Source organism: Bacillota bacterium LX-D (genome assembly GCA_031628995.1).
In the GTDB taxonomy this organism is placed as follows: Bacteria; Bacillota; DUOV01; order DUOV01; family Zhaonellaceae; genus JAVLUO01.
In genome coordinates this window covers 23,603-39,515 of the sequence record JAVLUO010000008.1, presented here as the reverse complement: position 1 = coordinate 39,515, position 15,913 = coordinate 23,603, and the positions used below count along the sequence as shown (strand labels likewise).

General features: G+C 40.2%; 14 protein-coding genes and 1 other annotated feature. All 14 genes read right to left on the bottom strand.

The features are described 5' to 3' along the window. Nucleotides 1-23 precede the first annotated feature (23 nt). Nucleotides 24-332 carry a 30S ribosomal protein S10 gene (rpsJ, locus tag RDV78_07980; GenBank protein ID MDS1030417.1) on the bottom strand — a complete coding sequence of 103 codons (309 nt, stop codon included), beginning with the start codon at nt 330-332 and terminating at the stop codon, nt 24-26. A gap of 208 nt (nt 333-540) precedes the next feature. Further along, nucleotides 541-1,743, bottom strand: coding sequence for an elongation factor Tu (tuf, locus tag RDV78_07975; protein ID MDS1030416.1), 1,203 nt, complete (start codon nt 1,741-1,743; stop codon nt 541-543). Between the two features lie 86 nt (nt 1,744-1,829). After that, nucleotides 1,830-3,908, bottom strand: a complete 2,079-nt coding sequence (fusA, locus tag RDV78_07970) for an elongation factor G (protein ID MDS1030415.1) — start codon at nt 3,906-3,908, stop codon at nt 1,830-1,832. 62 nt (nt 3,909-3,970) lie between these two features. Then, nucleotides 3,971-4,441: a 30S ribosomal protein S7 gene (gene rpsG, locus RDV78_07965; GenBank protein ID MDS1030414.1), complete on the bottom strand. Its 471-nt coding sequence runs from the start codon at nt 4,439-4,441 to the stop codon at nt 3,971-3,973. Nucleotides 4,442-4,561: 120 nt separating this feature from the next. After that, nucleotides 4,562-4,939, bottom strand: coding sequence for a 30S ribosomal protein S12 (gene rpsL, locus RDV78_07960; GenBank protein ID MDS1030413.1), 378 nt, complete (start codon nt 4,937-4,939; stop codon nt 4,562-4,564). Nucleotides 4,940-5,017: 78 nt separating this feature from the next. Further along, entirely contained in the window at nt 5,018-5,269 is a 252-nt protein-coding gene (locus RDV78_07955; protein MDS1030412.1) for a ribosomal L7Ae/L30e/S12e/Gadd45 family protein, read from the bottom strand. Between the two features lie 62 nt (nt 5,270-5,331). Beyond that, on the bottom strand, nt 5,332-8,796 hold the full coding sequence (gene rpoC, locus RDV78_07950) for a DNA-directed RNA polymerase subunit beta' (protein MDS1030411.1): 3,465 nt from the start codon (nt 8,794-8,796) through the stop codon (nt 5,332-5,334). 92 nt (nt 8,797-8,888) lie between these two features. Then, the gene (rpoB, locus tag RDV78_07945) at nt 8,889-12,344 is read right to left on the bottom strand and encodes a DNA-directed RNA polymerase subunit beta (protein ID MDS1030410.1); all 3,456 of its coding nucleotides are present in this window, start codon (nt 12,342-12,344) and stop codon (nt 8,889-8,891) included. A gap of 307 nt (nt 12,345-12,651) precedes the next feature. Further along, the gene (rplL, locus tag RDV78_07940) at nt 12,652-13,032 is read right to left on the bottom strand and encodes a 50S ribosomal protein L7/L12 (protein ID MDS1030409.1); all 381 of its coding nucleotides are present in this window, start codon (nt 13,030-13,032) and stop codon (nt 12,652-12,654) included. Nucleotides 13,033-13,107: 75 nt separating this feature from the next. Next, nucleotides 13,108-13,638, bottom strand: a complete 531-nt coding sequence (gene rplJ, locus RDV78_07935) for a 50S ribosomal protein L10 (protein MDS1030408.1) — start codon at nt 13,636-13,638, stop codon at nt 13,108-13,110. 37 nt (nt 13,639-13,675) lie between these two features. Continuing rightward, nucleotides 13,676-13,824: a sequence feature (ribosomal protein L10 leader region), on the bottom strand. Nucleotides 13,825-13,870: 46 nt separating this feature from the next. After that, a complete protein-coding gene (gene rplA, locus RDV78_07930) occupies nt 13,871-14,569 on the bottom strand; it encodes a 50S ribosomal protein L1 (GenBank protein ID MDS1030407.1) in 699 nt (232 codons plus the stop codon). A gap of 63 nt (nt 14,570-14,632) precedes the next feature. Next, nucleotides 14,633-15,055, bottom strand: coding sequence for a 50S ribosomal protein L11 (gene rplK / locus RDV78_07925; GenBank protein MDS1030406.1), 423 nt, complete (start codon nt 15,053-15,055; stop codon nt 14,633-14,635). Between the two features lie 38 nt (nt 15,056-15,093). After that, entirely contained in the window at nt 15,094-15,618 is a 525-nt protein-coding gene (gene nusG / locus RDV78_07920) for a transcription termination/antitermination protein NusG (GenBank protein MDS1030405.1), read from the bottom strand. Nucleotides 15,619-15,681: 63 nt separating this feature from the next. Beyond that, entirely contained in the window at nt 15,682-15,894 is a 213-nt protein-coding gene (secE, locus tag RDV78_07915) for a preprotein translocase subunit SecE (GenBank protein ID MDS1030404.1), read from the bottom strand. Nucleotides 15,895-15,913: the final 19 nt, after the last annotated feature.

The window sequence follows — 15,913 nt, the reverse complement described above, 5'->3', positions numbered from 1 at the left end:
AATCTATTCCTTAAAATAAAATTCTACAGTTTGATTTCAATATCTACTCCGGCAGGTAAATCTAAACGCATTAGGGCATCAACTGTTTTAGGTGTGGGCTCTAAAATATCAATTAATCTTTTATGAGTCCTCATCTCGAACTGCTCTCTAGAGTCTTTATTTACGTGGGGAGAACGTAGAATAGTAAAAATGTTTTTTTCAGTTGGCAAAGGAATAGGACCAGATACTGTTGCACCTGTTCTTTTCGCTGTTTCCACAATCTTTAGGGATGATTGGTCAAGTACCTTATGGTCAAATGCTTTTAATCTAATCCTGATTTTTTGTTTAGCCATTATTTTTCCTCCTTTTCGCCCGATCATAAACGGACATTCTCAGTGAAAATTACCCGGCGAACCCAAAGCTATACCGGCAACCTCCCACCTCATCGCCCCTGTAGCGCCTTACAGCACCTACTGTATCAGTTGAGAGTTTTATGCTTTAGTACATGAAACAGCCAGTGACTGGAAATTTTCCAACCCAGCCACTGACCAAAATGAACTACTACTCACTAATTCCAGTAACAACACCGGCTCCTACAGTTCTGCCGCCTTCACGGATAGCAAAACGTAAGCCTTCTTCAATAGCAATTGGGGTAATTAATTCTATTTCCATTTTAACGTTATCACCCGGCATACACATTTCCACACCTTCCGGCAAGTGTGCTACGCCTGTTACGTCTGTTGTTCTGAAATAAAATTGCGGACGGTATCCGTTGAAGAACGGTGTATGTCTTCCACCTTCTTCTTTAGTTAGGACGTATACTTCTCCTGTAAATTTGGTGTGTGGTTTAATTGAACCAGGTTTAGCTAATACTTGACCACGTTCAATTTCTTTACGTTCTACACCTCTTAATAGTGTTCCAATGTTGTCTCCTGCTTCTGCTTGATCTAACAGTTTGCGGAACATTTCTACCCCTGTTACTACTGTTTTGCGTGTTTCGCTATTTAAACCAATTATTTCTACTTCTTCCCCTACTTTAATTGTTCCACGTTCTACTCTTCCTGTAGCAACTGTTCCACGTCCGGTAATGGTGAATACGTCTTCTACAGGCATGAGGAATGGTTTGTCTACCGGTCTTTCCGGTGTTGGAATATATTCATCTACTTGATCCATTAATTCCCAAATCTTGCCGCACCATTCGCAGTCTCTGGAACCGCAACCGCATTCTAATGCTTTTGCTGCTGATCCTGCAACGATTGGTGTGTCATCTCCAGGAAATTCGTATTCATTTAGAAGTTCTCTTACTTCCATTTCTACTAGTTCCATTAGTTCATCGTCGTCTACCATGTCTGATTTGTTTAAAAATACTACGATGTATGGTACTCCTACTTGACGGGATAGTAAAATGTGCTCCCGTGTTTGGGGCATTGGTCCGTCTGCTGCTGATACTACCAGGATTGCACCGTCCATTTGAGCTGCACCGGTAATCATGTTTTTAACGTAGTCAGCGTGTCCTGGACAGTCTACGTGGGCATAGTGTCTTTTTTCTGTTTCGTATTCTACGTGCGCTGTGTTAATGGTGATTCCTCTTGCTTTTTCTTCTGGGGCAGCGTCAATTTCGTCATATGCTTTTGCTACTGCTCCACCTGCTTTTGATAAGGTGAAGGTAATTGCTGCTGTTAAGGTTGTTTTACCATGGTCTACGTGTCCTATGGTTCCTACGTTAACGTGAGGTTTCTTCCTCTCATATTTTTCCTTTGCCATTAGGATCTTTCCTCCTTAATTTTATCAAATTATTATAATGTATAGTATCTAGCAGTATTTAATAGCCGCCAGATTAAGCAGATAAGTTACGCACCCTGGCGTTTTGCAATGATTTCTTCAGCAATGTTTCTGGGAACTTCATCATAGTGGGAAAACTGCATTGTGTAAACGCCTCTTCCTTGAGTCCGAGAACGCAAATCAGTAGCATAACCAAACATTTCTCCCAAAGGCACATATCCTCTAATTACCTGGGTTCCAGATCTTGGTTCCATACCTTCAATTCGTCCACGTCTTGAATTGATGTCACCAATTACGTCACCCATATATTCATCGGGTACAACAACTTCTATTTTCATAATTGGTTCTAAAATCACCGGATTAGCTTTCTTGGCACCGGCCTTAAATCCCATGGAACCAGCAATTTTAAATGCCATTTCTGAAGAGTCTACATCGTGGTATGAACCATCATATAATGTTACCTTTACATCGATAGTAGGATAGCCCGCTAAAACTCCGTTTTCCATGGCTTCCCGTACGCCACTGTCTACAGGTGCTATATATTCCTTAGGAATAGCACCTCCAACAATTTTACTTTCGAATTCGTAACCTTTACCTCTTTCCAATGGTTCTAATTCTAACCACACGTGGCCATATTGTCCACGGCCGCCAGACTGGCGTACAAATTTCCCTTCAACTTTAGTCGAACTTTTGATTGTTTCCCTATAAGCAACTTGCGGACGTCCAACTGTCGCATCAACTTTGAACTCACGCAATAAACGGTCTGCAATAATATCCAGGTGCAATTCACCCATTCCGGAAATTATGGTCTGCCCCGATTCTTGATCAGTATGCATCTTGAAAGTCGGGTCTTCTTCAGCTAATTTTTGCAGTGCAATGCTCATTTTCTCTTGGTCCGCTTTGGTTTTAGGTTCTATAGCCACATCAATAACCGGTTCTGGGAATTCCATAGATTCCAAGACAATCGGCTTTTCTTCGTCACACAACGTATCACCCGTGGTAGTTTCTTTCAACCCTACTGCAGCGGCAATATCCCCAGCCATAACTTCGGAAATTTCTTCTCTGTGGTTGGCATGCATTAGCAAAATCCGTCCAATACGTTCTCTTTTTCCTTTAGTTGAGTTATAAACGTAAGAACCAGATTTCATAGTACCAGAGTAGACCCTAAAGAATGTTAACTTTCCAACATATGGATCACTCATAATTTTAAATGCTAGTGCAGAGAAAGGCTCATCATCAGCAGCCCTCCGATGGTCTTCCTCACAGTTTTCTGGATTTGTACCATTAATAGCAGGTACATCCAAGGGTGACGGCATATAATCCACAACTGCATCGAGTAAAGGTTGAACCCCTTTGTTTTTAAAGGCAGAACCACACAGTACAGGAATCATACTAACGGATAATGTCCCTTTTCTAATTCCCCTTCTAATTTCATCTTCAGTAAGCTCTTCGCCTTCTAAGTATTTCATCATTAGTTCTTCATCAGACTCAGCAACTGCTTCAATAAGTTTTTCACGATATTCCGCAACGATTTCTTTTAAATCATCAGGTATAGCCGTTTCTTCGCTCTCTGTGCCTAAATCGTCTGTATAAACAATTGCTGTTTCGGTTACTAAATCTACAATTCCTTTAAATCCATCTTCTGCACCAATAGGTATTTGAATCGGTACCGGGTTTGCACCTAATCTTTCCTTGATCATGTTGACTCCTCTAAAGAAGTCAGCACCCATACGGTCCATTTTATTAATAAATGCGATACGAGGTACCCCATATTTATCAGCTTGGCGCCATACTGTTTCCGACTGGGGCTCAACACCGCCTACGGAACAAAAAACTGCCACTGCACCATCTAACACCCTTAAAGAACGTTCAACTTCAACTGTAAAGTCCACGTGGCCTGGCGTATCAATGATGTTAATACGATGATCTCTCCACTTACAAGTCGTCGCAGCAGAAGTAATTGTAATACCTCTTTCCTGTTCTTGAACCATCCAGTCCATGGTAGCCGCACCATCGTGTACTTCACCAATTTTATGAACTCTACCGGTATAGAACAAAATACGTTCAGTGGTAGTTGTTTTTCCTGCATCAATATGGGCCATGATACCTATATTTCTCGTATTTTCCAACGAAAATTGTCTTGCCATAGTTATCCCCCCTTCTGCTTCAACTGGTTTACGTTATTTAGTAAACCTGGCCCCTGAAAATATTACCATCTGTAATGGGCAAATGCCTTATTTGCCTCAGCCATTTTATGAGTATCTTCGCGTTTTTTAACCGAAGCGCCCGTATTGTTAGCTGCATCCATTAATTCGCTAGCTAATTTTTCTTGCATACTCTTCCCACCACGTTGGCGTGCATAATTGACTAACCAACGGATAGCTAGGGTTTGGCGCCTTTCTGGTCTAACTTCTATGGGTACTTGGTAGTTAGCACCACCTACTCGGCGTGCTTTTACTTCAAGAACGGGCATTACATTTTTCAAAGCCTGTTCAAAGACTTCTATAGGATCTTTGCCGGTTTTTTCTTGAATCATATCTAAGGCACCATAGCAAATTGATTCTGCAGTGCCTTTCTTCCCATCAAGCATAATTTGATTGATAAATTTAGTTAAAACTTTGCTGCCATAAATCGGGTCAGGTAATACGTCCCGTTTTTGTACTCCGCCTCTTCTTGGCATTAAGTTCCCCCCTTTGCAATTCTTTTTTGGCTTCCGAACTTTTTTTGGAGTTCTAATCTATTCTTCTGGCCATTTTTCAAGGGCACTCAATTCAAACAGTTACTTATTTTATTTAATTAATTATTTTTTCTTAGCTCTTTTTGCACCATATTTAGAGCGGCCTTGTTCTCTTTTTTGCACACCTGCCGTATCAAGGGCACCACGAACAATGTGATATCTTACACCAGGTAAATCCTTAACCCTGCCGCCTCTAACCAACACCACCGAGTGTTCCTGTAAATTGTGTCCAATTCCAGGAATATAGGCTGTTATTTCAATACCATTAGTGAGCCTTACACGAGCTACTTTACGTAGTGCTGAGTTAGGCTTTTTAGGTGTGGTAGTATAGACTCTTGTGCAAACTCCTCTTTTTTGTGGTGACTCTTTTAAAGCGGGAGCTGTTGATTTCTTTTCTGCAACTTCCCTGCCTTTTCTTACTAGTTGGTGAATTGTCGGCATCTAATCCACCTCCTTCCTCAATCAAAAGGTATAGTGGTTAGCAATGTATTTGCATTGCCAACCACGCATTTCCTTTACTTAGTCTGTCACAACCGCAGCCGAAGCTGAACCGACTTCAATGCCACATGCTTTACCCAATTCCAACATGGAATCTACCATGACTACTTCCAGACCTTTTTCCTGGCACAACTTAACCAAAGGGTCAAGGACACGAGGTTCAGCATCTTTTGCTATATACACCACTAAAGCAGCACCTCTTTGAACGGCTTTAATGGTCTGTTTTGTACCAATAGTTTTTTTGGTGGCATTTTTTAGCCTTTCATAGGGCATTCTTCAAGAACCTCCCTTTGACAATACACACTTATACATATTAACATTACTCAACATTAGTGTCAAGAATTTTGTATTTCTTCGCTATTGGTTTCACTGTTAAAGACCCTAATATTGCGGTATCTAGACATACCAGTGCCTGCCGGAATCAACTTACCAATAATTACGTTTTCTTTTAATCCTATTAATGGATCTAATTTGCCTTTAATGGCTGCTTCCGTTAAAACTCTCGTTGTTTCCTGGAAGGAGGCTGCCGATAAGAAGGAGTCCGTTGCTAGAGATGCCTTAGTTATACCAAGTAACACCGGTTTACCAACAGCCGGTTCCCCTCCTGCTGCAATTGCTTTTTCATTTTCCTCTTCAAATTCAAACATATCTATTAAGCCGCCAGACAAGAGCATGGTATCTCCTGGATCCTCAACTTTAACTTTCCGCAGCATTTGTCGAACCATAACTTCAATATGCTTATCATTAATATCCACACCTTGGAGTCTATAAACCCGTTGGACTTCACGCAAAAGGTAAACTTGAACACCACGGACACCTTTTACCTTTAATAAGTCATGGGGATTAACGGAGCCTTCCGTTAATTCGTCCCCTGCCTCCACTATGGAACCTTCTTCTACTTTAATTCTCGAGCCATAGGGAATTTGATAATCAAAGCGTTCTCCATCATTTGTTGTAATTACAACTTCACGACGGCCCTTATTTTCAGTTATTTCTACTTTACCGCTGACCTCAGCAATAATAGCCTGACCTTTTGGCTTACGAGCTTCGAAGAGTTCTTCTACCCTCGGCAAACCTTGAGTAATGTCATCACCGGCAACACCCCCAGTGTGGAAGGTACGCATGGTTAACTGGGTACCTGGTTCACCAATAGACTGAGCAGCAATAATGCCTACTGCTTCACCTATTTCTACTAAAGAACCTGTAGCTAAGTTTCGGCCATAACATTTGGCGCATACTCCATATTTACTTTTACAAGTTACTACAGAGCGGATTTTAACCTGTTTAATTCCTGCATTTACGACTTGTTTGGCTGCCGCTTCGCTGATTTCTGTATCTGCAGCTACGATTATTTCACCTGTAGCAGGATCCTTAATATCTTCTAAAGCAAATCTCCCCTCAATGCGTTCGGACAGCTGTTCAATTTTTTCGTTGCCTTCTTTTATTTCTTCAACTATAATACCCGTCGTTGTTCCGCAATCTTCCTCACGCACTATAACATCTTGTGCTACATCAACCAGACGGCGAGTCAGATAACCAGAGTCAGCTGTTCTTAAGGCCGTATCCGCCAAACCCTTTCTAGCTCCGTGAGTCGAGATAAAATACTCTAGAACTGTCAAACCTTCTCTAAAGTTTGCTTTAATTGGCAAGTCAATAATTCTTCCTGAGGGGTCAGCCATTAAGCCTCTCATTCCTGCCAACTGACGAATTTGCTGCACGTTACCACGAGCACCAGAATTAGCCATCATATAGACAGGATTGAATTTATCCAAAGAAGTCATTAATGAATTTGTAACGTCTTCCGTTGCTTTGCTCCACATAGTTGTTATTTTTTGATATCTTTCTTCCTCTGTAATTAATCCCCGGCGATACATTTGTTCAACCTTATCAACTTGTTCTTCAGTTTGTTCCAAAATTACCTTTTTCGCTTCGGGAACTTTTATGTCAGGAACACTAATAGTTATTCCTGCCTTAGTGGAATATTTATATCCTAATCTTTTGATCCCATCTAATAGTTTAGCAGTAACTGAATTGCCAAGAATTTTATAACAACGTCCGACAATTTCCCCTAATTTCTTTTTACCTACTTCTTCGTTATAAAAGCCAAGTTCAGGGGGGATAGGAACTTCTTTATTAAAGATTAACCTTCCCACAGTTGTCTCTAGCCACTGCCCATTATCTTTAACTTTAATTTTGGCATGCAAATCAACGGTTCCAAATGTATAGGCTAAATAAGCTTCTTCGTAGTTTTTAAATATTTTTCCTTCTCCTTTAGCACCATCCTTGTCCACGGTCAAGTAATAAGAGCCCAAGACCATATCTTGCGTTGGCGTTGAAACAGGGCGGCCATCTTTAGGATTCAAAATGTTGTTAGAGGAAAGCATCAATAGCCTTGCTTCAGCCTGAGCTTCCGCTGATAATGGTACGTGTACTGCCATTTGGTCACCGTCAAAGTCCGCATTATAAGCTGTACAAACTAAGGGGTGAAGCTGCAAAGCCCTTCCCCCAACCAACACAGGTTCAAAGGCTTGAATTCCCAAGCGGTGCAAGGTTGGAGCCCTATTTAGAAGAACTGGGTGTTCCTTAATAACTTCCTCCAAAACATCCCAAACTTCATTTCTTACTCTTTCAACCATTCTTTTGGCACTTTTAATGTTATGGGCGTAACCTTCATCCACTAACCTCTTCATGACAAAGGGTTTAAAGAGTTCTAAAGCCATTTCCTTAGGTAAACCACACTGATGCATACTTAATTCAGGCCCAACTACAATAACGGAACGGCCAGAATAGTCTACCCTTTTCCCTAACAAGTTCTGTCTAAAGCGCCCTTGCTTTCCTTTTAGCATATCGCTTAAAGATTTTAAGGGACGGTTGCCGGGACCGGTGACAGGTCTGCCACGTCGGCCGTTATCTATTAAAGCATCTACAGCCTCTTGCAGCATCCTTTTTTCGTTACGAACAATAATATCAGGGGCACCTAGATCCAACAATCTTTTAAGGCGGTTATTTCGGTTAATAACTCGACGGTATAAGTCATTTAAATCAGAAGTGGCAAATCTACCTCCGTCTAACTGCACCATAGGTCTCAGTTCGGGAGGAATAACAGGAACCACATCTAAAATCATCCATTCAGGCCTATTGCCAGAGTTTTTAAAAGCCTCTACTACTTCTAAGCGGCGAACGGCACGAACTTTTCTTTGTCCGCTGGCATCTTTTAATTCTTCCCGCAATTCAGCAGCTAATTCATCAAGGTTCATTTCTTCCAAAAGCTTTTTGACTGACTCGGCACCCATTCCCGCATCAAAATTACTGCCGTATTTATCTCTATATTCACGATATTCGTTTTCCGATAACAATTGTTTTTTCATCAAAGGAGTATCCCCTGGGTCTGTTACTACGTAGGAAACAAAATATAAAACTTTTTCCAAGGAACGAGGGGAAATATCCAATAACAATCCCATTCGGCTGGGTATTCCTTTAAAGTACCAGATGTGGGAGACAGGAGCAGCTAATTCAATATGTCCTAAGCGTTCCCGCCGTACTTTGGAACGGGTTACTTCAACTCCACATCGATCACAGACAATTCCTTTATACCTTACCCGTTTATATTTACCACAATGACATTCCCAGTCTCTAGTTGGGCCAAAGATCCGTTCGCAGAACAAACCATCTCTTTCAGGTTTAAGCGTACGATAGTTAATTGTTTCAGGCTTTTTAACCTCTCCGCTGGACCAAGCACGAATTTGTTCCGGCGAAGCTAGACCAATGCGCATACGATCAAAGTTGTTAACATCCAACAAAGACCTTCTCTCCCTTCGTCTTAGCTTTAAGCCAAGTCATAGGCTCAGCTCAGGATTGGTTTAAAAACTAAGTACAGTATTCGCGAAGGCTATTAGTCTTCATCCTCAAATGGGTCGTCGTCTATAAATTCATCTTTATCCTGTTCTAATCCATTTGGATTTGCCTTTTTTTCTAACTGCAGCAATATGTCGTCATCATCATCTTCGTTTTCTGATTCTTCATCCTCTGTGTAGTCATCTTCTTTAGGTATTCTTGCTACATGCAGTTTCTCATCGTCTTCTTCCTCGCCAATGTCAATGCCTAACTCTTTAGCAGTTTCGCTGACATCGTCATCCTCTTCCTTAATCTCAATTTCATTATCTTCCTCAGATAATACTTTTACATCTAAGCATAGGCTTTGCAATTCTTTAATTAGTACTTTGAAGGATTCCGGAACACCTGGTTCGGGAATATTTTCTCCTTTGACAATGGCTTCATAAGTTTTTACCCTACCTACTACATCGTCGGATTTTACAGTAAGAATTTCCTGCAAAGTATAGGCTGCGCCATAGGCCTCTAAAGCCCAAACTTCCATTTCTCCAAATCTTTGCCCACCAAATTGAGCTTTACCACCTAAAGGCTGTTGAGTAACTAGGGAGTATGGACCAGTAGAACGAGCGTGAATTTTATCGTCTACTAAGTGAGCTAATTTCAACATATAAACATAACCGACAGTTACTTCATTATCGAATAGTTCCCCTGTCCGGCCATCGTATAATTTTGTTTTACCGCTGGTAGGCTTACCCGCCTTCTCTAGCATTTCGACTATATCATCCTCACTGGCTCCATCAAACACAGGCGTTGCCACACGAATGCCCAGTCCTTTTGCAGCCCAGCCTAGGTGGCATTCCAAAATCTGTCCAATATTCATCCGAGAGGGAACTCCTAAAGGATTTAAAACAATTTCAACGGGAGTACCATCTGGCAAAAAGGGCATGTCTTGTTCTGGTAATATCCTAGAAATAACACCCTTATTACCGTGTCTTCCGGCCATTTTATCTCCTTGAGATATTTTTCGTTTTTGCGCTATATAAACCCGCACTAGTTGGTTGACTCCAGGTGCCAATTCGTCCCCATTTTCCCTTGAGAAAACTTTGACATCAACAATTTTACCCGACTCACCGTGAGGCACCCTTAAAGAGGTATCCCGTACTTCCCTTGCTTTTTCACCGAAAATAGCCCGCAGCAAACGTTCCTCTGCTGTCAGTTCCGTTTCTCCCTTCGGAGTTACTTTACCTACCAAAATATCTCCGGGGCGCACTTCAGCACCTACCCGAATAATACCTCGATCGTCCAGATCTTTCAGCACCTCTTCTCCAACGTTAGGGATATCTCGGGTTATTTCCTCAGGTCCAAGCTTAGTATCCCTGGCATCACATTCGTATTCTTCAATATGAATAGATGTGAAGTAATCTTCTTTAACTAGCTTTTCACTAACTAAAATAGCATCTTCGTAGTTGTAGCCTTCCCAGGTCATAAATGCCACTAATACGTTACGACCTAAAGCTAGTTCTCCGTGATCCGTAGATGGCCCATCAGCAATAACATCTCCTGCCTCAATCCTATCCCCTTTATATATAATTGGTTTTTGATTAATACAGGTTCCCTGATTGGAACGAGTGAATTTTAGCAGTTTATAACGATCCAGCTTTTGATCATCAGTTCTAATAACTATCTCATTGCCAGTAACCTTTTCAACAACTCCGCTATTTTTAGCGAGGATCACGACTCCAGAATCCCTAGCACATTTCCATTCCATTCCAGTACCAACGTAGGGCGAATCTGTACACAAAAGAGGTACCGCCTGACGTTGCATGTTTGCGCCCATTAAAGCTCGGTTAGCATCGTCATGTTCAAGGAAGGGAATTAAGGCTGTAGCAATACTCCAAACCTGTTTAGGCGTAACATCCATAAAGTCCACCCGATCTGTAGAGGTAACAATAATCTCGCTGCCATGCCTTGCATTTACTTTTGCTGTTGTAAAACGTCCCTCACTATCTAAAACAGCGTTAGCCTGAGCTATAACATAGTTTTCTTCTTCATCTGCCGTCAGATAATGTATTTCGTCTGTGACAATACCCCTTTCCTTATCTACCTTTCGATAAGGAGTCTCTATAAAACCGAACTCATTAATTCTAGCATAAGTACTTAATGAACCAATTAAACCAATATTAGGTCCTTCAGGAGTTTCAATAGGACACATTCTTCCGTAGTGAGAATGGTGCACGTCCCGTACCTCAAAGCCTGCTCTTTCTCTACTAAGTCCACCAGGTCCAAGGGCACTTAAACGTCTTTTATGGGTAAGTTCCGCTAAAGGATTAGTCTGATCCATAAATTGGGAAAGCTGGCTGCTGCCAAAGAACTCTTTAATCGCAGCTACTACAGGGCGAATATTAATTAGGACTTGGGGAGTAATAACCTCTACATCCTGAATTGTCATTCTTTCCCGAACAACTCTTTCCATTCTTGACAAACCAATGCGGAACTGATTTTGCAGCAGTTCCCCTACTGAACGTAATCGGCGATTGCCTAAATGGTCAATATCATCCGGACTGATCTCACCGTTCATTAGGCGCAGGAAATTTGCCAGTGTAGCTATTATATCTTCCTTGGTTAAGGATTTTATGTATTCTTTTTTTTCTTCCTCGTCACTTTCTCGATAGAGGATTCCGTGTTTTAACTTTTTATTTAATTTATAGCGTCCTACGTTTCCTAAGTCATAGCGCTTTGGATCAAAAAACAAGGTTTCCAATAGTGAACGAGCGCTATCAACTGTTGGGGGTTCACCGGGTCTGAGCCTTTTATAAATTTCTATCAATGCCTCTTCTTCGCTGTTTGCATTATCTTTTTCTAAAGTAAGTTGTATTCTCCGGTCATTATCAAAAAGCTCTAAGATTTGAGCATTAGTACCATAACCTAAGGCACGAATCAATACTGTAGCAGGCACTTTTCTAGTGCGATCAACCCGTACATATAGATTTTCATTTACATCGCTTTCAAACTCCAGCCATGCACCCCTATTAGGAATAACCGTAGCTCCATACAACTTTACACCGCTAGGATCTACTTGTTCACTATAGTAGACGCCAGGGGAACGTACTAACTGACTAACAATTACCCTTTCCGCCCCATTAATAATGAAAGTTCCATTTTCGGTCATTAAGGGAAAATCCCCCATAAAGACCTCTTGCTCCTTAACTTCTCCTGTTTCCTTATTAATTAATCTTACTTTAACCCTAAGCGGGGCTGCATAGGTAACATCTCTCTCCTTGCATTCCTCAACTGAATATTTTGGCTCACCAAGTATATAACCTATAAATTCTAAAATTAGGTTGCCGGTAAAATCCTGTATAGGAGAGATATCTTCAAACATTTCTTGCAAACCCTCGTCAATAAACCATTTATATGAGTTCTTTTGCACCTCAATTAAGTTAGGCATATCAAGAACTTCTTGGATTTCGGCAAAACTCCACCTCTCCCTGATTCCGACTTTAACAGGATATACCATACTTTCACCCCCATACGCATATCAAAAATTAGACAAATAATTAAAGCAATACCAATCAACATTTACTACAAAGTAAAACAAATTACACTTGATTAGCACTTGCTTTCATATCTGCCTATTATTCCCATTTGATAATTTCTTATGCATATTTTTAAAAATATTAGAATCTAATGACATTTTTTGATAATAACATATATTCTGGTTTTTGTCAAATTAGATATTAAATGCGAAAGCTAAAAATAAATTAAGGCACAATTGTGCCTTAATTTATGAGAGTCTAAAAATTAACGATGTTAATTTAATTTTCTTATTTAACTTCAACAGCAGCGCCTGCTTCTTCAAGTTTAGCTTTAATGGAATCTGCTTCTTCTTTACCAATTTTCTCTTTAACAGGTTTAGGAGCTCCATCAACTAATTCTTTAGCTTCTTTTAAGCCTAAGCCGGTAATTTCGCGAACGACTTTAATTACGTTAATTTTCTTGTCGCCAGCGCCTGTCAAAATTACGTCAAACTCAGTTTTTTCATCGGCAGCAGCTGCAGGTGCAGCAGCGGCAGCAGGTGCAGCTGCAACTGCAACAGGTGCTGCAGCGCTCACACCAAATTCTTCTTCAAAAGCTTTAACTAATTCAGCTAATTCTAATACAGTCATGCCTTTTACGGCTTCTAAAATTTCAGCAACTTTAGACATTATAAATTTTCCCCTTTCGTTTTATCACATTTTTGTAATAGCAAATTTTAATTTTAAATATAATTGTACTTACAATTAAGCATTAGCTTCTTTTTGTTGACGTACAGCTTCCAAAGCGTAAACAAAATTTCGAAGATTTCCGTTAAGCACAGCAGCAAATCCATATAACGGAGCTTGCATACCGCCCACAATTTTGGCCAAAAGTTCTTCTTTGGAAGGCAAATCAGCTAGAGCCTTAACCTGCTGTACTTCAATTACTTTGCCTTCTAAAACCCCAGCCTTGATTTCTAAAGCTTTATTTTCTTTGGCAAAATCGAATAAAACTTTAGCCGGTGAAACAGGATCCTTACTAAAAGCAAGAGCAGTGGGGCCTTCTAAGTATGGATCTAACCCTTCTAAGCCTAGATCATCTGCAGCTCTTTTAATTAAGGTGTTTTTCAATACCTTATATTCGACGCCTGCCTGACGCAGTTCGTTACGCAATTTAGTAACCTGAGCAACATTTAGTCCACGATAATCCGTAAGTACTGCCGAAGCAGAATCCTGAAGTTTTTCTTTAATTTGATTAACGACCTGCTGCTTTAATTCTTTTTGTTGATCGGACAAGGTGACACCCCCTTACTAATAAAGTAAAGTATTTGAGGTAAAAATATTAAAACCTCTGTTGTAGAAACAGAGGTTTAAGTCTATGGTTAAAATTCAAGTATAACCATTTCACTTTAAAATAACCTCGGCAGGCTGTACTTTAAGCATAAATGCACCTGCTGTCTACAGTTAAATACAATATATATCTTCATTTGAGATAAATCAAGTTTTATTTCAAATTTAATTATATGTTTTATTTAGAAATTAATTTTAAAGGATTAATTTTAACACCTGGTCCCATTGTTGAAGAAATGGTAAAACTTTTTATATAAGTCCCTTTGGATGCCGCCGGTTTAGCTTTAAGCAAGGCTTCTACGAAGGCATTGTAGTTTTCAACTAACTTATCATAGTCAAATGATGCTTTGCCAAGGGGAACGTGTACAATCGATGTTTTATCCACCCTAAACTCTATTTTACCGGCTTTTACTTCTTTAATCGCTTTGTTTAAATCAAAGGTTACTGTGCCTGTTTTAGGGTTTGGCATTAATCCCCTAGGTCCTAATACACGCCCTAATTTACCTACAGCTCCCATCATATCTGGAGTTGCAATGGCTACGTCAAAACCAAGCCATCCGCCTTCAATTTTAGCAACCATTTCGTCGCTGCCAACGAAATCTGCGCCAGCTTCTTCAGCTTCTTTTGCTTTGTCTCCTTTGGCAAAAACCAAAACAGTACGAGTTTTACCGGTACCATTTGGTAATACCACAGTGCCCCGGACTTGCTGATCAGCATGTCGAGGATCTACTCCTAGTCTTACATGGGCTTCGATAGTTTCATCAAATTTGGCTGTAGCTGTTTTTTTAACAATATCCAAAGCTTCTTTTGCATCGTATAATTCATCTTGGTTAAACAATTTTAAAGCATCTTCATATTTCTTACCGTGTTTTGCCATTATCTATTACCTCCTTGTGGTCAAACGGATTTATCCTCCCACAAATTTTAAGTCATACTATGTCTATACAATATCAATACCCATGCTTCTTGCAGTACCTTCAATCATACGCATTGCAGCTTCAATACTTACTGCGTTCAAATCTTTCATTTTGGTTTCTGCAATTTCTTTAACTTTATCTCTAGAAACCTTAGCTACTTTCTTTTTGTTAGGTTCACCAGATGCTGTTTCAATACCGGCAGCTTTCTTTAACAATACGGCCGCCGGAGGAGTCTTAGTTATAAAGCTAAAAGATCTATCTTCAAATACAGTAATTTCTACAGGAATAATCAAGCCAGCTTGCGCAGCAGTTCTCTCATTAAACTCCTTGCAGAAAGCCATAATATTTACACCATGCTGACCAAGTGCAGGTCCTACCGGAGGAGCTGGATTAGCCTTCCCTGCCGGGCACTGTAATTTAATTAAACCTATAACTTTTTTTGCCATTTTGTCCACCTCCTTATTAAACTAGCCAATACTAGAACTTATAATTTTTCTACTTGTGAAAAATCTAATTCAACAGGTGTTTCACGACCAAACATGGATACCGCCACTTTAACTTTGGCCTTCTCTAGGTGTATTTCCTCAATGACACCAATAAAATTTTCAAAAGGTCCACTAGCAACACGTATTTCTTGGCCTACATGAAAATCTATTTTGGTTCGAGGTTCTTCTACGCCCATTTGTTTTAAGATTTGCTTCACTTCGGCTGTGTGGAGAGGAACCGGCTTAGACCCTGTTCCAACAAACCCGGTAACACCAGGAGTATTTCTGACAACATACCAGGATTCATCGGTCATATACATCTCAACAAGAACATAGCCTGGGTAAATTTTTCTTTTTGTTATTTTTTTCTTTCCTTCTTTAACTTGAACTTCATCTTCTTGCGGTACGAGAATCCGGAAAATTTTATCTCCAACATTCATTGATTCAACTCTTTTTTCCAAATTAGCCTTAACTTTATTCTCGTATCCCGAATAAGTATGAATCACAAACCATTCTTTTTCCATTAGCCAGGCATCTATGGATGCACCATTCCCTCCAATCCGAAGCCAAAAAGTTAATCCAGCAAATTAAATAATTGCATTAAGAATTGAACTAAAAATAGAATCAACTATCCATATCATAGCTGAAACAACAAATACGGACGCCAACACAACTAAAGTATAAGTCAAAATTTCCTTGCGGTTTGGCCACTGAACTTTTTTCAACTCAGATATGACACCACGAAAGAATTTCGCAGCTTTATTAGCGCTGGCTGGCTTAGCCAAACTCTTAGTAGCCAATTGGCGTTCACTTCCTTAT